15 protein-coding genes and 1 pseudogene are annotated in these 18,811 nt (G+C 62.9%); 5 read left to right on the top strand and 11 right to left on the bottom strand.

Going from position 1 to position 18,811, the window contains the following annotated elements; genetic code table 11:
• Positions 1–12: 12 nt before the first annotated feature.
• On the top strand, positions 13–1,341 hold the full coding sequence (locus ACMTA2_RS19390; protein ID WP_413791319.1) for an alginate export family protein: 1,329 nt from the start codon (positions 13–15) through the stop codon (positions 1,339–1,341).
• A 42-nt stretch (positions 1,342–1,383) separates the two neighbouring features.
• On the opposite strand, the pseudogene ACMTA2_RS19395 reads toward ACMTA2_RS19390, so the two are convergent.
• A pseudogene (locus ACMTA2_RS19395) lies at positions 1,384–2,352 on the bottom strand (methyl-accepting chemotaxis protein); the annotation flags it as partial.
• A gap of 208 nt (positions 2,353–2,560) precedes the next feature.
• On the opposite strand from ACMTA2_RS19395, the gene ACMTA2_RS19400 reads away from it, so the two are divergent.
• Positions 2,561–4,048 carry an aldehyde dehydrogenase family protein gene (locus ACMTA2_RS19400; protein WP_413791320.1) on the top strand — a complete coding sequence of 496 codons (1,488 nt, stop codon included), beginning with the start codon at positions 2,561–2,563 and terminating at the stop codon, positions 4,046–4,048.
• 415 nt (positions 4,049–4,463) lie between these two features.
• Here ACMTA2_RS19400 and ACMTA2_RS19405 read toward each other — a convergent pair whose 3' ends face one another.
• The 4 genes from ACMTA2_RS19405 to ACMTA2_RS19420 all read right to left on the bottom strand — a co-directional run bounded on the left by ACMTA2_RS19405 (position 4,464) and on the right by ACMTA2_RS19420 (position 9,202).
• On the bottom strand, positions 4,464–5,921 hold the full coding sequence (locus ACMTA2_RS19405) for an amidase (protein ID WP_413791321.1): 1,458 nt from the start codon (positions 5,919–5,921) through the stop codon (positions 4,464–4,466).
• 17 nt (positions 5,922–5,938) lie between these two features.
• Positions 5,939–7,195 carry an MFS transporter gene (locus ACMTA2_RS19410; protein ID WP_413791322.1) on the bottom strand — a complete coding sequence of 419 codons (1,257 nt, stop codon included), beginning with the start codon at positions 7,193–7,195 and terminating at the stop codon, positions 5,939–5,941.
• Positions 7,196–7,206: 11 nt separating this feature from the next.
• Positions 7,207–8,139 (bottom strand): SphA family protein, encoded by a 933-nt coding sequence (locus tag ACMTA2_RS19415; RefSeq protein ID WP_413791323.1) that lies wholly within the window; start codon positions 8,137–8,139, stop codon positions 7,207–7,209.
• Between the two features lie 70 nt (positions 8,140–8,209).
• On the bottom strand, positions 8,210–9,202 hold the full coding sequence (locus ACMTA2_RS19420; protein ID WP_413791324.1) for a helix-turn-helix domain-containing protein: 993 nt from the start codon (positions 9,200–9,202) through the stop codon (positions 8,210–8,212).
• 358 nt (positions 9,203–9,560) lie between these two features.
• Here ACMTA2_RS19420 and ACMTA2_RS19425 point away from each other — a divergent pair, with 358 nt between their 5' ends.
• Positions 9,561–10,472 (top strand): LysR family transcriptional regulator, encoded by a 912-nt coding sequence (locus ACMTA2_RS19425; protein ID WP_413791325.1) that lies wholly within the window; start codon positions 9,561–9,563, stop codon positions 10,470–10,472.
• 170 nt (positions 10,473–10,642) lie between these two features.
• Here ACMTA2_RS19425 and ACMTA2_RS19430 read toward each other — a convergent pair whose 3' ends face one another.
• From ACMTA2_RS19430 to ACMTA2_RS19455, 6 genes are all read right to left on the bottom strand, one after another.
• On the bottom strand, positions 10,643–11,683 hold the full coding sequence (locus ACMTA2_RS19430; protein ID WP_413791326.1) for an ABC transporter substrate-binding protein: 1,041 nt from the start codon (positions 11,681–11,683) through the stop codon (positions 10,643–10,645).
• A 181-nt stretch (positions 11,684–11,864) separates the two neighbouring features.
• Positions 11,865–13,034, bottom strand: coding sequence for an acetylornithine deacetylase (gene argE, locus ACMTA2_RS19435; protein ID WP_413791327.1), 1,170 nt, complete (start codon positions 13,032–13,034; stop codon positions 11,865–11,867).
• Positions 13,027–13,701 carry a DUF1028 domain-containing protein gene (locus ACMTA2_RS19440; protein WP_413791328.1) on the bottom strand — a complete coding sequence of 225 codons (675 nt, stop codon included), beginning with the start codon at positions 13,699–13,701 and terminating at the stop codon, positions 13,027–13,029. Before ACMTA2_RS19440 ends, argE begins: the two co-directional genes overlap by 8 nt.
• Before the next feature lie 10 nt (positions 13,702–13,711).
• On the bottom strand, positions 13,712–14,122 hold the full coding sequence (locus ACMTA2_RS19445; RefSeq protein WP_003201555.1) for a RidA family protein: 411 nt from the start codon (positions 14,120–14,122) through the stop codon (positions 13,712–13,714).
• Positions 14,122–15,447, bottom strand: a complete 1,326-nt coding sequence (locus ACMTA2_RS19450) for a flavin-containing monooxygenase (RefSeq protein ID WP_413791329.1) — start codon at positions 15,445–15,447, stop codon at positions 14,122–14,124. The genes ACMTA2_RS19445 and ACMTA2_RS19450 overlap by 1 nt, the downstream gene beginning before the upstream one ends.
• A 360-nt stretch (positions 15,448–15,807) precedes the next feature.
• Positions 15,808–16,722, bottom strand: coding sequence for a LysR family transcriptional regulator (locus tag ACMTA2_RS19455; RefSeq protein WP_413791330.1), 915 nt, complete (start codon positions 16,720–16,722; stop codon positions 15,808–15,810).
• A gap of 120 nt (positions 16,723–16,842) precedes the next feature.
• Here ACMTA2_RS19455 and ACMTA2_RS19460 point away from each other — a divergent pair, with 120 nt between their 5' ends.
• Together ACMTA2_RS19460 and ACMTA2_RS19465 are read left to right on the top strand one after the other, a co-directional pair.
• Positions 16,843–17,682: a pirin family protein gene (locus ACMTA2_RS19460; RefSeq protein ID WP_413791331.1), complete on the top strand. Its 840-nt coding sequence runs from the start codon at positions 16,843–16,845 to the stop codon at positions 17,680–17,682.
• A 51-nt stretch (positions 17,683–17,733) separates the two neighbouring features.
• On the top strand, positions 17,734–18,810 hold the full coding sequence (locus ACMTA2_RS19465) for an alkene reductase (protein WP_413791332.1): 1,077 nt from the start codon (positions 17,734–17,736) through the stop codon (positions 18,808–18,810).
• Position 18,811: the final 1 nt, after the last annotated feature.

Below are 18,811 nucleotides of genomic sequence, written 5' to 3' on the forward strand. Positions count from 1 at the left end.
GGGGAATCCATCATGGAGCACACACGCCGTACACCTTTGCTGCGCACTGCCATCGGCCTGGGCATCGCCCTGCTGGTCGCCGACTCATCGGCCCAGGCTTATGAGCTTTATTCCGACGAAGACACCACCGTCACCGGCAACTTCCTGGCGGTCTACGGGCTGTTCAACAGCCGCAAGAACTACGACGGCACCGCCGGTGGTTCAAGCTGGCGCGAAGGCTTCATCAAGTATGGCCTGAGTATCGATCAGACACTCGGCAGCCTGGGCAGTGTCTACGGGACGGCCAACCTGGTCAGCTCCGGCACCTGGGGCGATGGCGATGCAGCCGGCCTGAGCGACGGTTCCGAGCGCACCACGAAATTCGACGAAGCCTTTGCCGGCTGGCGTTCGGGGGACCTGTTTCCGGCGCTGGGCAAGGACGGTGTCGACCTGTCCTTCGGTCGCCAAGTGATCACCATCGGCGACGGTTTCATCATTAACGACGATGGCCTGAACCTGGGCAAAGGCGTGGCCGATGGCGAGCTCAACCGTGGCGGCGCCTACTACCTGGCGGCCCGGCATGCCTTCGACGAAACTGCTGTCGTGCGCCTGGGCGGCAAGGAAGGCGTGCACGGCAGCCTGATGTGGCTCAAGTCCGACAACCGCGCCCAGGCCAACACCGAAATGGCCGCCGGCACCCTGGAATACACCGCCGCACCTGGCACCCTGGGGCTGACCTATATCCATGGCATCGATGTCGATGAGCGCTATGCCAGTGATTTCCAGAAACAGCGCGACGGCATGGAGATCTACAGCCTGCGCGGCGCCGGGAATGCTGGCATCGAGAACGCCCACTTCTCCTTCGAGTACGCCTGGCAGGACAAGGACGCGGGCCCGGAGAAGGCCTGGTACGGCGAAGCCGGCTACACCTTCGCCGACCTGCCCTGGACACCGGACCTGACCTATCGCTACAGCCGTTACTCCAAGGACTGGGACTCGATGTTCAACGGCCAGAACCGCGGCTACGGCACCTGGTTCCAGGGGGAAGTGGCGGGCAACTATGCCGGCCCGTTCAATACCAATACCGCCATCCAGCACGTGGGCCTCAAGCTCAAGCCGGCAGAAACCGTGACCCTTGGTGCACTGTTCTTCGACTACCAGACCCTCCATACCCGTGACGCGCTGAACCTCGACGCGCAGGAGCTGGACCTGTACGTGGAGTGGGCGGTGAACGAACACCTGATCGTCACGCCGCTGGTGGGCCTGTACAAGCCTGAGAAGGATGCGGACAGCGGTGGCAATCAGGTCGGCGGCAACGGCACCAACGTCTACAGCCAGGTGGTGGTGGCGGTTCCGTTCTGAACGTGGCGGGGGCTGCCCCGACGGCAGCTCCCGCTCGGCTTACTGTTTGTGCTGATGCAGCATGGTCTGGATCTGATGGGTCGCCTGCCGGGTGCTTTGCGCCAACTTGCGTACTTCATCGGCCACTACCGAAAAACCGCGCCCGACCTCTCCGGCCCGGGCCGCTTCAATCGCGGCGTTCAAGGCAAGCAGATTGGTCTGGTCGGCGATGCCCTTGATCACCCCCACCACCGTGGCAATCTGGGCGTAGGTCACCTGGTTCTGCTCTAGCATGCGCTGATGGGTGGACTGGGCCGAGCGCTCATCGCTGATGTCACGCACCGCGCCGATGACCCGGACCAATTGTCCATGTGAGTCGCGTACCGCCCGACCACGTTCGCGGCACCAGATGTAATCACGGCTCTTGTGGCGCATCCGGTATTCGAAGACGTATTCACCGCTGCCCTGGGAGCCAAGGATTTCCCGGTCGAAAATGGCCATGATCTTGGGCAAGTCATCCGGGTGGGTGATGCCGACCTGGGCATCCCAGCCATCGGGCAAGTCGTCGGGGCCATAACCCAACAGCGAACGGAACTGACTGGAAAAGCGCATGCCACTGGCCGAGTGCTGGAGATCCCCGTCGACCACTGTGATGTCCCAGCAGCCTTCCGTCAGGGTCGACTGCAGCAGCTCCCAGATCTGCGCATCCTGGCGTTGTTGCTGCAGCTGCCGGTTGTGTTCGCCCAGACGAACTTCAAGCATCTGCTCGCGCTCAAGGGCTTGCTCCAATTGCTGGCGAACCCTGTGTAGCTCACGCTCGCTGTGCTGCCATTGCAGGGTTTGCGCCTGTACTTGAGCTTCGACCTGATGCACATGTGCAGTCGCGCTCGCCATCTGCCGTGCATGCTGTTCAAGGACGGTGCGCAGTTGCGGATTCGCGTCGAGCTGCGGCATGTCCTCCGTTTCACCGGTCAGCACGCGTTGCACCTGTGCAGTCAACGCCAGTTTCTGTTTGTTGGTCTGGAGAAACATCGCCCGCCCCTATGCCATCAAGTGGAAACCCGGATCTGATCGCAAACCGGCCAGGCTGGCTTGTCCCTGCCTGCACGGCGCCTTGCTCCTGGCTGCCAACCGCCCAGGCTGGCAGCCACAGACATACCGCGCGGCAGGCACAGTCAAGCTGGACGGTTCTGGCGGGATTACCCTCGAGACTTTCCCTATTCGTGATCAGGAAACCCTCATGAGCGATATTGCCCTGCTGCCTCAGGTCGACGCCTTCCTTGGCAGACATCACGCCCTGTTCATCGACGGTGGCTACGTCGAAAGCCAGAGCAGCCAGACACTGGACGTCGTCAACCCCGCCACCGGCCAAGTCATCGCCCTGGTCAGCGACGCCAACCCCAGCGACATCGATGCGGCGGTGGAATCGTCTCGTCGCGGCTTCAAACAGTGGTCTCAAACCGCGCCGGCGGTCCGCGGCCATGTGCTGCTCAAGCTGGCGGACCTGTTGGAGCACAACCGCGAAGAGCTGGCGCAGATCGAAACCTGCCAGTCGGGAAAGATCATCCACATCTCCCGGGCCTTCGAAGTCGACCAGGCCGCACACTTCCTGCGTTACTACGCCGGCTGGGCCACCAAGATCAATGGCGAGACGATCACCCCCTCGTTGCCCTCCTTCGCTGGCGAACGCTACACCGCATTCACCTTGCGCGAACCGGTCGGAGTGGTCGTCGGTATCGTGCCGTGGAATTTTTCCACCATGATCGCCATCTGGAAACTGGCCTCAGCCCTGGTGACCGGTTGCAGTGTCATCATCAAGCCCAGCGAGTTCACCCCCCTGACCATTCTGCGCATCGCCGAGCTGGCCATGGAAGCCGGCCTGCCGGCCGGTGCCCTGAATGTGTTGACCGGCGGCGGACAGGTGGGCAAAGGGCTGATCGAACACCCAGGCACCAACAAGGTCTCATTCACCGGTTCCGTGCCCACCGGCCTGGCGGTGGGCCAGGCGGCCATGGGCGCCAGGTTGACCCGGGCTACCCTGGAACTGGGCGGGAAGAATGCGGCGGGGTTCCTGCGGGACATCGACCCCGAGGTAGCGGTCAACGGCATCATCGAGGCGGGGTTCCTGCATTCGGGACAAATCTGCGCAGCGGCGGAACGGTTCTTCGTCCACCGCTCGCAGATCGAGTCGATCATGGACAAACTGGCCCAGCGCTTGGGCAAGCTCACCATCGGCTCGCCCCTGGACGAACGCACCGAATTCGGCCCGGTAACCAACCGCCAGCACCAACACAAACTCGCGGAATTCTTCGCCAAGGCCCGTGCGCAGAACAACACCATCGTCCACGGCGGCAAGCTGATCGATGGACCGGGTTGCTACGTCGAGCCGACCATCATCCTCGCCAATCGTCGCGACGACAGCCTGCTCAACGAAGAAACCTTCGGCCCGATCGCCACGTTCTTCCCTTACGACACTGAGGAAGAATTGCTGGAACTGATGAACGACACGCCCTACGGCCTGAGCGCCAGCCTCTGGACCAACGACCTGGGCAAGGCCCTGCGCATGGTCCCCGCCATCGAAGCCGGCACGGTCTGGGTGAACATGCACACCCTGCTCGACCCGGCCGTGCCTTTTGGCGGCAGTAAATCTTCAGGGATAGGCCGTGAATTCGGCAGTGCATTCATTGATGACTACACCGAACTGAAGTCGGTGATGATCCGCTACTGACCTTCAAGGGCTCTGTGACAACCCCAGAGCCCTACCAGCAAAAATCCCCTTTGTGGGAGCAAGCTTGCTCGCGGAAGCGGACTACCAGCCAACCAAGATGCCGACTGCCCCAACGCTATCGCAAGCAAGCCCGCTCCCACAGTTTTTCCGGGTCGTCCCAAACATCCGCGACCACCAAAATCCCCCTGTGGGAGCGGGCTTGCTCGCGATAGCGGACTATCCGCCAACCACGATGCCGACTGACCCAACGCTATCGCAAGCAAGCTCGCTCCCACAGGTTTTTCCGGGTCGTCCCAGACATCCGCGACCACCAAAATCCCCTTGTGGGAGCGGGCTTGCTCGCGATAGCGGACTATCAGCCAACCACGATGCCGACTGACCCAACGCCATCGCGAGCAAGCCCGCTCTTACAGTTTCACCGCCGACAGGCGTTGACCGCTGGAACTCGACCGCGCCAGGGTTGGGCGCGTTCCAGTTGGGCAGCCAGGGCCAGCAAGGTGTTTTCTTCGCCAAAGCGACCGGCAAAGTGCGCCCCCATCGGCAACCCATCGGCACTCCAGGACAACGGCACAGACATCGCCGGCTGACCGCTGGCATTGAACAGTGCAGTGAACGGCGAATAGCTGTGGTAGCGCTCGATCAGTTGATCCAGGCTCATGCACACATCCTGCAGATCCAGCTCGCCAATCAGCGCCGGTTCACGGGTCAGGGCTGGGGTCAGGATCACGTCGTAATCCTGCATGAACACGGCCAACTGTCGACCGAGGGCATGAATCCATTCCACCGCCGCGGCATATTGGGCGCCGCTGACGTTGCCCTTGTCCCGCAAGATGATCCGGGTACGCACTTCCAGTTCTTCCGCCTGCACGGCAAATCCACGCATCTGGCCCAACAGGTCGACATAGTGGCGAGAGCTGGCGCCAATGATGGTGAACACGTGGTCGAGAAACTCCAGCAACCCCACCGGCAGGCTCACCGGTTCGACACGATGCCCCAGGGCCTCGCACAGCCGGGCGGCCTCGCCCACGGCCTGGAGGCTTTGCGGCGTGGTAGGCCAAGGACCGAGCTGTTCGACCAGGGCAATGCGCAGCGGCTTGGGATCAGCCTGCACCGCCATCACATACGGCAACGCCTGGAGCGGCGCGGCATAGGGCGCTCCCAGGTCCATCCCGGCGGTGGCGTCCAGCAACGCCGCACTGTCGCGCACCGACAAGGTGATCCCATGGGGCGTGCCCATCCCCGCCCAGCCCTCTCCCACTACTGGCCCCGAAGGCATCAGGCCACGGCTGGGCTTGAACCCGAACACACCACAGCAAGACGCCGGCACGCGCAATGAACCGCCGCCGTCGTTGCCGTGGGCGAACGGCACCACGCGGGCCGCCACCAGAGCCGCCGCGCCGCCGCTGGAGCCACCGGCGCTATGGTCGGTGCTCCATGGGTTGCGGGTGGCGCCGAAGCGCGCGGACTCGGTGGAGTACGACGTGCCGAACTCCGGCGAAGTGCTGGTGCCCATCACCTGGCATCCGGCACGCCGCAGACGTGTCACGACCTCCGATTCGAAATCCGCACGAAAATCGCCCAGGGAGCGGGAACCGTTGGTCATCGCCGCGCCGTGGACCGGGGAAAACAAGTCTTTGATCAAGGTCGGCACACCGGCCAGCACCCCTTGACCGACCTGTGGCGTGCGCGCCGCCTCCCGGGCCGAGTCGTACAAGCGCTCGGCCACCGCATTGAGCTGCGGCTCGACCCGCTCGAGACGCTCGATGGCAGCCTCCAGCAGTTCGCCGGGCTGGACCTCGCCACGCCTGACCCATTCGGCCAGCGCCGTGGCGTCTTCGTTGTCCATCAAGTGATGAATGTCTTGCATGCCCATGCTTCTGGTTCCTTATTTCATGACGATTGACGTGATTCGAGGTTATTCGCCTGGCCGTGGCCCCGCGTTCGCAGGCCAACGGTCACCCAAAGCAGCGCCCCGGCAAGACTGGCGAACGCCAGCCACTGGATGGCATGGCGAAGATCACCGGCGAAGACGGCTACGGCGGCCACCACCAGCGGGCTGACGAACTGGCCGAAGTAAAGACACGATGTGAACCCGCCCAAGCCGCGACCTCGGGTGCGGGCGGTCAACGCATTCATCACCGGCGCCATGACGTTAGGCACCAGCAACCCGGAACCCAGGCCCTGGATAAGCACGGCCACCAGCACCGCGTTGTAGCTTTGCGCGCGCATCAGTAGCCACAGCCCGATCCCCATCAGCCCCAGCAACAAAGCGTTGCAACCGGCGATGCCAACGCGACGGCGCAACGACGGCCACGCCAACGATCCGCCCAAGGTCGCCAACAGGCTCAGTCCCGCCGCCAGGCCGATCATCGTGCTCGAAGTAATGCCCAGGCCAACCAACAATGTCGGTGCCTGGATGGCCATGACAAAGGTCAGCACCATGCCCCCCAGAATCATCAAATAGCCGGCCAGCAGTTGCAGCACGGCGACCTTGGCCGGCCCTGACTCATCGACCTGCGGCGCCACCGTCTGCCGCTTCGCCACGGGTGGCTCCCACAGCACCTTCATCATCACTGGCACCAGCAGCAGTGGCAGCAAATACAACAGGAACGGCGCACGCCACGAATGCTCGCCGAGCGCTCCGCCCACCACGAAGAACAGCGCGCCCACCAGGCCGATGGTCACCACCTGGCGGTTGACGTAGCGCAGGCGCTCCTCGCCGTGCCAATAGTCAGCGATCAAGGTTGCGCAGCAGGTCATCACCGCCGCCTCGGTGCAACCGAACAACAGCCGCACCCCGACAATGGAAGGCAGGTTATCGAGCAGCGCCGGCAACGCGCCGAGCAAGGCGTAGAGCAGCGTCGCAATGACCAGCAGCGCCTTGCGTCCGACCCGGTCGGCCAACCAACCCGCCAATGGCGCGCACACGGCAATCGCCAGGGCCGGCCCAGTGATCGCCAGCGGCACCAACAGATCGGCACGCGGTTCCATGGGGCCGAACTCGGCGCCCAACCTGGGCAGAATGGGCGCGACCATCACCGAGCCCATGATCGTCAGGCTGCTGCCCAGCATCAGCACCAGCCCTTCGCCTCGACCGGCCTGGCGCGACAAGGTGCCGGCCGTTGAAACGGAACTTGATTGGTTCATGGCGAGCCCCTTTAGAAACTGTGAGAAATACGCAGCGCCGTGGTGTAGCCCTCGGCGCGGTTGCGCGCATCGAGCTCCTTGTAGACATGCAGCCACACCGGGGGCATGCCGGGCTTGAAGTAGCTCACCGCCGGCCCGACCGCCAACACCCGGGCGCGATTGCCCGCTTCCAGGCCCGGCGCATCGTCGTCGGTGAACTGTCGGTAGTAATACCCGCCCACGCCCACGGTCCACGGCCCGACGTGTTGACCCACGGCGAATTCGTGACGGTACTCGACGCCGTTCTTGTAGTCGGTGGCGTGGTTGCGGGTGTTGATGTCGGCTTCAAAACTGGAAGACACCTCGAAGCCGCTGTCGGAGATGTACGTGGCGTTGAGGATCGGCGAGAAGGTCCAGTGGTTGAGACCCGGTGAAATCAAGCGATCCTTGTCGTAGTCGCCGGTAGGAGCCTGGACCTGGAACTGGGCATTGACGAACAGGTTCGGCGAAAGGGTCCACTGCAGGATCACCGGCAGCACCTGCATGTCGGCCATGCGAAACGGATCGGCCTCCAGGTCCAGCGGGCCAATGGGCGTCTGCACCTGTACCGAGGCGTCCATCTGGAAAAACGGCACGACTGCGCCGAAGCCATACTTGGCGCCCAGCACGGTGTAATCGGTCATGCGCATGTAGGCGACGCCGATGGACAAGACATCCAGGGAGAAATTGTTGTCCACGGACTTGCCGTGGCGATCCTTCTGCACGTTGGCCGAATAGAACGCAGTGCGCAGGCCGACGGTGCCGAAGGGCGTGGCCGGCGGCATCATGCCCGCACCGAAATCGTAGACCCCGACCGCCGTGGTCGGTGCGCCGTTTTCGGTGCCATGGGCAGCGCCACAGACAGCGATCAATCCAAGGGTTAACCCAGTACAGCGCAAGACGTTTGTTTTATTCTTCTGATTCATCGAATGCCCCTCCCGACCATGTGGTGTAGGGGTCATCCTAGGGAGCCGACCGGTCAGCCGTTATCCGTTTTCAGCACAGATGCGTGCGACGCAGGGTTTGTGACGGTGTCTCGCCGAACAGCACTCGATAGTCGCTGGAGAACCGGCTCAAATGCCAGAAGCCCCAGCGTGCCGCCACTTCCTGCACACCGTGAGCGTGGCCGCCACTGCGCAGTTCACGACGCACGGCATTGAGGCGCAACGCCCGCAAATAGGCCACGGGGTTAATGCCCAGCGTCTCCTGGAAGCAATACTGCAGTTTTCGCCGGCTGGCACCGATGTGGTTGCACAGGTCGAGGATCGACAGCGGCTCATCGACATGGGTCAAGGCATATTCCCGGGCGCGGTCGACCATGCGCTTGCGCGCCGTAGGGTTGAGCGGTGGCGCCTCATCCGGTGCCACCAGCTCCAGTATGTGCAGCATCACCGTGTCACGCAGGCCACGGCGGATCGACTCGTAACCCAGTAACGAGTCACGCCCCTGCTCGCCACCTTCAAGCTCATCGAACAATGCCGCAAGCTCAGCGGGCAGCGTCGAGTTGCCGAGACGGTAACACTTGGGAAGATCGGTAATTCGAAAGCGACTGCCCTGTCGATCCAGCACATGCTCCAACGCCTGCTCGTCGATGGCGACACCGAGCAGATCCAGATGCTGGGGTGTGCGCAGCTCGGGCAGGTTATGCCCACGGGCGACCAACAGGCTGGGCTCGACAATCGGGTGTCCGGAGCAAAAGACCGGGCCGTCGGCACTCAGCGGCACGCTGAATGTGATGGCGCCCTCCCAGGCCATGCCTTGTTTGGTGAGGGCCTGATTAGAGCGGTCGCGCACCAGTTGCATCCAGTCCGAGCGGAACTCGATCAACTCGCCGTCGAAACGCCCGGGGGTCAACTGGTCATAGCAAACCTGCCAACCACCCATGTTCCGGGCGTGCTCGTCGATGTCCGTGGTGCGGAACCGATTGATCGGCAGCATCGGCATCCCGTCCGACGAGACTGCTGGCTGCGCCATGTTGTCATTGTTCATTGACCCGACCTTCGATGATTCCAGGGCTTACGGGTCAAAGGTCAGGCAAGTTCCATTCCGCCCCGTGGGCCGGTCGGGCAATTGTGCCGAAAACGGATAATCGGCACGGATTCAGCTGCCGACGCAAAGTGCCGAAGGCCTGGTTGTCGAGCCCCGTCGATCGCGGTGGCCTGGGCCCCGTTTCCAACCCGGCCAGTCCCTCCTTTCTGCGCCGGTCTTTCCCGGACGCCTGCCAACGATGCTCGCCCCAAGCCAGCCTGAATATCGTCAATGCCCAGCAAAATCCGTATCAATGCCCGCACCTTGCTCCCTGCGCACAAGGTAAGGTAGGCAGAAATCATCCGGATCGAGGTGTGCCGTGGCGTCCTATTCCTTGCGTCAGCTGAAGTATTTCGTCACCACCGTCGAGTGTGGCAGCGTCGCTGAAGCGTCCCGCAAGCTGTACATCGCCCAGCCGTCTATCGCCACTGCCATCAAAGGGTTGGAAGACAGTTTCGGGGTGCAATTGCTCATTCGGCATCACGCCCAGGGGGTGTCGTTGACCCCCGGCGGCGCGCGCTTCTACCGCAAGGCCCAGGAGCTGTTGCGCATGGCCCGGGAGTTCGAGCAGAACGCGCTGGCCGATAACGATGTGGTCAGCGGACAAATCGACATCGGCTGCTTCGAAACCGTCGCCCCGCTCTACCTGCCGCGGCTGATCGCCGGCTTTCGCGAGCGTTTCCCGGGGGTGGAGATCCGCGTGCAGGATGGCGAGCAACAGGAGCTGGTACAGGGCCTCACGGGGGGGCGTTTCGACCTGGCGATTTTCTATGAACATGACCTCGACAGCACCATCGAGACTGAAGCCCTGACGGCACCGCAGCGCCCCTACGCATTATTGCCAGCGGGGCATCGCTTCGCCGATCAGGCCCAGGTGTCGCTGCGCGACCTGGCGCTGGAACCGATGATCCTGCTGGACGTACAACCCAGTCGCACCTATTTCGTGAGCATCTTCGAGGAACTGGGCCTGACGCCCAACATTGTCTTCAGCTCGCCGTCCATCGAGATGGTGCGGGGCATGGTCGGCCAGTCCTTTGGTTTTGCCGTACTGGTGACCCGGCCGCAGTCCGCCTGCACCTACGATGGGCAACACGTGGTGTGCGTCGACATCGCCGAGGACGTGACGGGGTCGGCGTTGGTGGCCGGTTGGCTCAAGCGTGCGCACCTTACCAAGCCGGCGCAGTTGTTTGTCGACTACTGCAAGGAGCAGTTCAAGCAATGGCTGCCTTGAACCAAGGGACATGAAGCGCAACACTGCTTGTGTGGCGAGGGGATTTATCCCCGCTGGGGTGCGCAGCGCCCCCAAAACCTAACATCCAAGCTATCAGGTGAATGGGGTCTGCTGCATTGGGGCTGCTGCGCAGCCCACGGGGATAAATCCCCTCGCCACAGGTGCTATGCCTAGCGAGCCGCCCAAGCGTTAAAGCGTTGTTCCAGTTCCTCGCCATGGTCGACCCAGAACTCCGCGTCCACGGCTTGGGCTTCAGCCAGGTTGGCCTCGGCGGTGGGCAACTGTTCCTGTACCGCCGTCGGCAACAGCGCCAGTGTCTTGCGGTGCACCGGCCCATAAGGAATGTTTTCCGAAAACACCTTCTGGGTCTGCGGCTGGCTGGCAAAGGCAATGAACTGCTCGGCCAGGGCCTTGTTCGGCGTGCCCTTGACCACGGCCCAGTACTCCGGGTCGTAGAGGCTCTGCGGCCAGACGATGCTCAGCTTCATGCCTTCTTTCTGCGCCGACGCAATGCGCCCGTTGTAGGCCGCGCTCATCGCTACATCCCCCGCCACCAGCCATTGCGCCGGTTGCGCGCCGGCTTCCCACCATTGGATGTTCGGCTTGATCTGGTCGAGCTTGGCGAATGCCCGGGACACGCCCTCCGGGGTGTTCAGCACCTTGTACAGGTCCTGCGCCTTGACCCCGTCGGCCAGCAAGGCGATTTCCAAGGTGTACTTGGCCCCCTTGCGCAGGCCACGCTTGCCCGGGTACTCGGCAACGTTCCAGAAATCCGCCCAGGACTTGGGTGCCTTGGCGAGCTTGCTCTGGTCATAAGCCAGGACCATCGACCAGACGTAGGTGGCGACCCCACATTCATTGAGCGTTCCCGGCACATAGTTCGCCGGGTCGCCCAGGCCTGCCAAGTCGAGTTTCTCGAACAGGCCTTCCTCACAGCCTCGCAGCAACTCGGGGCTTTCAACTTCGACCACGTCCCAACTGGTGTGACCCGCCGCGACCATGGCCTTGATCTTCGACAGTTCGCCGTTGTATTCGCCGGCCACGATGTTTCCCGCGCCGCTGGCATTGAAAGGTTGGAAGTAGGCCTTGTCCTGGGCCTGCTTGGTGGCGCCGCCGAAGGAGATCACGGTCAGGCTCTGTGGCGCGGCCAGGACACTGGTACTCAGTAACGCCAGGGCACACGCAATATTGCAACGCAAGGATCTGGACATGAAGCGGTTCCTCGAAAATACCGGCTCGCCCGCACGAGCCGGTGACGGGACTCAAAAGTGACCGTAAATACGGGCGGCAAGGTCTACAGCAAAGGCTCTTGTCGGCCTGTTCATGGGTGTCGCCTGGCTGACCGCGAGGAATCTCCTTCCATTGAAATCGTCCTCCTCAGGCACCTTGCGGTCAGCAATCATTGGGTTCACAGAGATAGCTCGCCAGCCGATCCATCAAGCAGTCGCAGGCGGCCATTTGTTCAACGCTCACGTATTCGTCGGGCTTGTGCCCCTGGTCCATGCTGCCGGGGCCACAGACCACTGCCGGCACACCGGCCTGATGGAACAGGCCACCTTCGGTGCCAAAGGCGACGGTGCTGAAAGCGTCGCTGCCGCACAGCCGAGCAACCAGTCGGGCAGCCGCACTGTCGGGCGAAGTGGCGAGACCCGGGTAGGCCGACAACGGTTCGAAGCGGATCGCTGTATCCCCCGCCACCGCCTGCATGGCCGGCAACAGGGTCTGCTCGGCATAACCTTGCAATTGCTCAGCCACCACGAGGGGATCGAAATCCGGCAAGGCGCGCACTTCGAAATCGAACCGACAGTCCGCCGCAACGATGTTCAGCGCCGTGCCACCGTGGACCACCCCGACCTGCACTGTGGAGAACGCCGGGTCGAAACGCGGGTCGTGCCGTGAGGGTTCGGCCAACTGCGCGCCGATCTCGCCCAACCGCCCGATCAGGCGCGCCGCCTGTTCGATGGCGTTGACCCCATAAGGGGCATAGGCCGAATGGCAGGCCGCCCCTCGCACATGACAACGCATCGCCAGCTTGCCTTTGTGCCCCAGCACCGGTCGCAGCTGGGTGGGTTCGCCAATCAGGCACAGGGCCGGTTGTGCAATCCGCCGAACCAGCACCTCCAGCAAGCTGTGAACGCCCAGGCAACCGACCTCCTCGTCATAGGAAAACGCCAGGTGCACGGGCCGGCGAAGCGGGCTGGCAAGGAACGTCGGCACCGCTGCCAGCACTGACGCCAGGTAACCCTTCATGTCCGCCGTGCCGCGCCCGAACAGCTTGCCGTCCGCCTCGCTCAGACAGAACGGCTCGACCGTCCAGGCCTGCCCGTCCACCGGCACCACATCGGTGTGCCCGGACAACACCACGCCACCGGGCACCGCCGGGCCAATGCTCGCCAGCAGGTTGGCCTTGGTTCGCTCGGCGTTGTAAATCAGCTCGCTGTTCACGCCCAGCCCTTGCAAGTAGTCGCGCACGAACTCGATCAAGGCCAGGTTCGAATCGCGGCTGACCGTGGCAAAACCCACCAACTCGGCAAGCAGGGCGCGGCTGCGCAGCTCACTCATCACCCGGCACTCCATAACTCGGCGCCAAGGTCGGGTTGAGCGCACGGGTCAGGTAATCCTGTAATTGCGGTTGATAGGCGAGCCAGAGTTTTTCCAGCTCGCCGATGGGATTTCCCTCGGCCCAATCCACCCGCAGATCGACGATGGGCCAGGTCAGGTCATCGACCACCGACAACGCCGCCGAATGCACCGCCCCGGCCTCCCCGCCTGCCGCTTGCCCGGCCTGCAACGCGCTCACCAAGCGTGCTGCAAGGCAGCCGCCGCTATGCTCGAAGGCCGCGACCATCGCCTCAATCACTGCACCGTTGGCCAACAGATTCCCAGCCGCCACGCATTGCTCACCGGCCACGGCGTTGTGGGTGCCCAAGGTATGCTCGCCGCTGAAAATCGCCGTGCGGCCCTCGGCATCGATCACCGCCACCTGCCGGTAGTGGCTGTAGCCATTGCGCGCCAGGGTCCGCTCCAGCGCCGCTTGCGCCGCCAGGCCGCCGGCCAATTCATCGAGAACCTGCGGGCCCAGGGCCGGCAGGGTAATGTTCTGGCTCGACACCGCGCCGACGCCCGCGCGCAGCCAGGGGCAACGGGCACCGACGGCAATGCTCGAGGAGCTGATGGCGATGCCCAACTGGCCGGTTTCGGCACAGCGTCCAACGATGGAAAAGGTCATGTTCCGTTCCTTATTCAGGGATCACCGCGATCACGTCGATTTCCATCAGCCACTGCGGCTGGCCCAAGGCACTGACCACCAGGCCGGTGGAGATCGGAAACACACCCTTGAGCCACTTGCCGACCTCCTGGTACACCGGCTCGCGATAGCGCGGGTCGATCAGGTAGGTCGTGGTCTTGACGATGTGACTCAGGTCGCTGCCGGCCTCCTCCAGCAATTGCTTGACGTTGCGCATGGCCTGTTCGGCCTGGGCGCGAGGATCGCCCAGGCCCACCAGTTGACCGTTGAAGTCGGTGCCGACCTGGCCGCGCACGTAAACGGTGTTGCCGGCACGCACGGCCTGGCACAGGTCGTTGTCCAGCGTCTGGTTCGGGTAGGTGTCCTTGGTATTGAACATGCGAATACGCGTGTGAGTAGGCATCAACGAACTCCCGTGAGACTGGTTCTCGAACGTTGTGAATCGCTGGCCAGTGCCGGGGCCTGGCGCTGGGCAGCATCTTGATAGGCGAGGTAAATGCGTTGTTTCACGATGTGGTCGGCAATATGCCGGGCGTCATGCCAGACACCCCAGATGAACGCCGAGCCTCGTCGTGACAGCCAGGGCAAGCCGACGAAGTACAGGCCCGGTTCACTGGAAACACCACGCTGGTGCCGAGGCTTGCCATTGGCGCCGAAGGCGTCGACCTTCAGCCAGCTGTAATCCACCGAGTAGCCGGTGGCCCAGATGACACTGGTCACACCGGCGGCGACCAGATCCAGCGCCAGGATCGGCTGGGTCAGGCAGTGCGGATCAGGCAGCCGGTGACGAGCTTCCGGTTCGAGCGGCAGGTCCAGGCCGTTGCGGGCTATGTAGGCGTCGGCGGCATCGAGCAGCGCCAGGTAGTTTTCATCGCCACGCGCAATGTTTTCGGCAAGATTCGGCTCAAAGGTCACCACGCTGCCATTGAACGATTTCGTCAGTCCCACCAGGGTGATGCCCTCGTGGGCCAGCCGGCGAAAATCCACGGTATGGCCGCCACGGGCACCACTCACTGCGATGGTGACGTGCTCTTTGCCCGGCTTGACCGCCTCCGCATCCCACTCGCCCAGCACGCCCAGCCACCAGCAGAAATCGCGGTTGCGATAGGCCCGGGGTGGACGGTCGTGGGCCCCCACCGAGAGATAGACCTGCTTGCCGGCGCGCTGCAGCTCATCGGCGATCTGCACCCCCGACGACCCGGCACCCACTACCAACACCGCCCCCTCGGGCAACTGCCGGGGATTGCGGTACTGGGCCGAGTGCAACTGGGTAACCGTCGCCATATCCGGCGCAATCGGTGGAATCACCGGCCGCTGGAAGGGCCCGGTGGCGACAACCACATGGATCGCCTCGATCAGGCCTTCAGAGGTTTCAACAGTGAAACCCGGACGGCCGACATTGCGCTCGACTTTCCGGACGTCCACGCCGGTACGGATCGGCGCGTTGAACTTGCTGGCATAGGCTTCGAAATAATCGGCCACCTGGTCCTTTGTGGCGAAATCATCAGGACCGAGCCCCTCGAATTCCAACCCCGGAAAACGGTCATGCCAGGCTGGCCCGTTGGCCACCAGCGAATCCCAACGTGATGTGCGCCAGGCTTCGGCAATGCGGCTTCGCTCCACCACGAGATGCGGCACGCCTTGCCGGCTCAAGTGCTCACTCATGGCTATGCCGGCCTGGCCGGCGCCTATAACAAGCGTATCGATGCGTAGGGTTTCAACGGGCATGTCTGTGCACTTCCGGCAGTAGGTTTGGTTCAGGCCGGCATAGCGCCGCCTCGGGGTCTGATTTTTTGTTGTTCTGCGCTTGCAGCTATCGAGATCAGATGTCGAGGCGATTGTGTTGGCGGGGGAAGATTTGCGAAACGAGGGTTTTTGTCGTTGCTGGGAAGGAAAAAAATGGGCTATTGCTCGAGGATCGTTCCCACTCAGGAGCTGGGGTGTGGTGAGCACTGCATTCGGCGCAGAACCATTGTGGGAGCGAGCCTGCTCGCGATGACGGCGGAACAATCAATATTGATGCAAGCTGACCCACCGCTTTCGCGAGCAAGCTCGCTCCCACAGGAGCATGGGAACGATCGACTGCGCCTACGTCATCCGCGCCGGAAACGCCTTGAGCTCAAGCTTCTCCATCACTAACCCGATGAATGCCGAAACCGCCAGCGGCAACTGCCGCCGGCTCGGATAGAGCACATTCAGGCCGAAGCCGATGCGTTGGTATTGTGGCAGCACACGCACCAGCCTTCCGGCTTCCAGGTCGAGGCTGCTCAGCGCCCCCGGCAACACGGCGATGCCCAGGCCGGCGACGGTCGCCCTGCGCAACGCCTGGGCGGTGTTGGCGTGGAATCGGCTGGCGATCTGCACCTGTTCCTCGATGCCGTCCGGGCCAACGAATCGCCAATGGGTCATGCCGCCGGGATGAGCGAAACTCACGCCGTCGTGGTGAGCCAGATCCTGCAACGAAAGCGGTGCGCCGCGCGCGGCAATGTACGCGGGGCTGGCGACCATGCCGTCACCGTCGTTCTTGAGCAGTTGGCGACCGACATACCCCGAGTCCTGCAAGGGACCGCCGCGAAAGGCAACGTCAATGCGGTCGGCAATCAGATCGACCCGGGCGTCGCTGAGCACAAAATCAAGTTGCACTCGCGGATGCGCGGCTAAAAAGTCGGCCACCCATTCCATCGGAAAAAAATCGAAAAAATCCGCCATCGCCGCGATGCGCACCAGGCCGCTGGGTTCCTCGCTGCCCATCATCAGTTCCTGTCCGGCATCCATCAGGCCGTCCACCGCATCCACGCAACGCTCATAAAACCCCTGGCCCGCCTGAGTCAGCGTGAGTTTGCGGGTCGAGCGCTGCAGAAGTCGCGATTCAAGCTGCGCCTCCAACTGCTGAACCCGTCGACTGACAGTATTGGAAGGCATGCCCAAGCGTCTGGCGGCTTCGGCGAAGCTGCCGCTGCGGACCACCTGAACGAACAGCGCAACATCGTTGAGATCGAGCATGGCGCCGACATTCCTTCGTTTTATGGATGAGTTCAATCCGATTGTATCGACTAATCAATCTATTGGCAGGCACTTATCCTTCTCGCATCGAGGCCCAACGCCCAAGACTTGGAGGCACCCATGCACAGCATCGTCGCAGCACCGCCCCGCGCCATCGTCCATCGCACCTCCGGCAACAGCCATGGGCCGATCACCCGACTCATGAGTCCCGGTGACCTGGGCCAGCTCTGCAAGCCATTCGTATTTCTCGATCACTTCGCCTTCAACGCCGATGCCATGCAAAGAGGTTTCGGTATGCACCCTCATTCCGGTATCGCCACGCTGACCTACATGATCGAGGGCCAGGTGATCTACGAAGACACCACGGGCCAGTCCGGCACGCTGCCCAGCGGCGGCATGGAGTGGATGCAAGCCGGTAACGGCGTATGGCACACCGCCCGCCCCGTCGCAGGTGCACCGATCCAAGGCTTCCAGCTCTGGGTTGCGCTGCCGGCGGCAGAAGAAAATGCCCCGGCCCTTAGTGTCTACCTGGCGCCCTCCGAGATCCCCCGTGAAGGTCCGGCGCTGGTGTTGCTCGGCCAATACGGCACCGTCCGCAGCAGTGTCGCGGCGCCAGCAGGCATGAATTATCTCGCCGTGCAGTTGCAGGACAACGAGCACTGGCGCTATACGCCACCGGCCGGGCACACCGTCGCCTGGCTGGCGGTCAACGACGGCAGTCTCGATGCTGGCGGCAACGTCAATGCCGGAGAAATGGTGGTATTCGAAGCGTCCGACGAGGCCATCGACATCGTTGCCCGGGGCGCGACCTCCTTCGTGCTCGGTTCGGCGGTCAAGCATCCCCATGACCTGGTGATGGGCTACTACTCGGTGCACACCAGCGAAGCCGCCCTGGAAAAAGGCGAGAAAGAAATCCAGCGCATCGGCGCCCTTTTGCAACAAGAGGGTCGGTTGGCCTGACCGACCCTCGACTCACTCCCTAATTCATACCCGATCCCTTAGAGGTGAATCATGACTGCCATCGGTCTCGATCTTCTGTTGTCCCGCACTCAAGTCGGCAAGCTGTCCCTGAACAACCGCATGATCATGGCGCCAATGACCCGCAGCCGCGCAGGCGCTGGCGATGTCGCCACGCCCTTGATGGCCGAGTACTACAGCCAACGCGCCAGCGCCGGCCTGATCATCAGCGAAGGCTCCCAGGTGTCAGCCCAGGGCAAGGGTTACCTGAGAACGCCAGGGATCTTTACCCCTGAGCAAATCATCGGCTGGAAACAGGTGACCGACGCGGTCCATGCCAAGGGCGGGCAGATCTTCTTGCAGCTCTGGCACGTAGGCCGTCTTTCCCATCCGTTGGTGCAGGTCAACGGTGCCCAACCCGTAGCCCCCTCGGCAATCAAGGCCGATGGCGAGATCTACACCCCCGAAGGCCTCAAGCCCTATGAACTGCCACGGGCCCTGGAGCTCGATGAAATCCCCGGTGTGGTCGCCGACTTCCGCCAGGCTGCCGTCAACGCGAAGCTGGCCGGCTTCGACGGCGTGGAGATCCACGGCGCCAATGGTTACCTGATCGACCAGTTCCTGCGTGACGGCACCAACCAGCGGACCGATGCCTACGGCGGCTCGATCGAGAACCGTGCCCGTTTCCTCAAGGAGGTGGTCGAGTCGGTGATCGAAGTCTTCGGTCCCAGCCGTGTCGGCGTCCGACTGTCGCCAACCTTCAGCTACTTCTCGATGAGCGACAGCAACCCGCAAGCGACCTTCGACTACACCGCCAGAATGCTCAGCCGCTATGGCCTGGCTTACCTGCATATCGTGGAACTGGGCGAAGGGCCGTTCGACTTCCGGGAACTCAAGCGCCGCTTCGGTGGACCGTACATCGCCAATGGCGGCTACAGTGCTGAACGCGCAGCCACGGCCATCGGCTGCGGTGAAGCAGACCTGGTGGCGTTCGGCACGCCGTTTCTGGCGAACCCGGACCTGGTGGAACGTTTCAAACGAGGCCAGGCGCTGAACATCCCTGACCCCTCGACGTTCTACCAGGGCGACGAGCGCGGTTATACGGACTATCCGACCTTGACCGGGGCCTGAT

The sequence above is a fragment of the Pseudomonas medicaginis genome (assembly GCF_965119365.1).
GTDB lineage: Bacteria > Pseudomonadota > Gammaproteobacteria > Pseudomonadales > Pseudomonadaceae > Aquipseudomonas.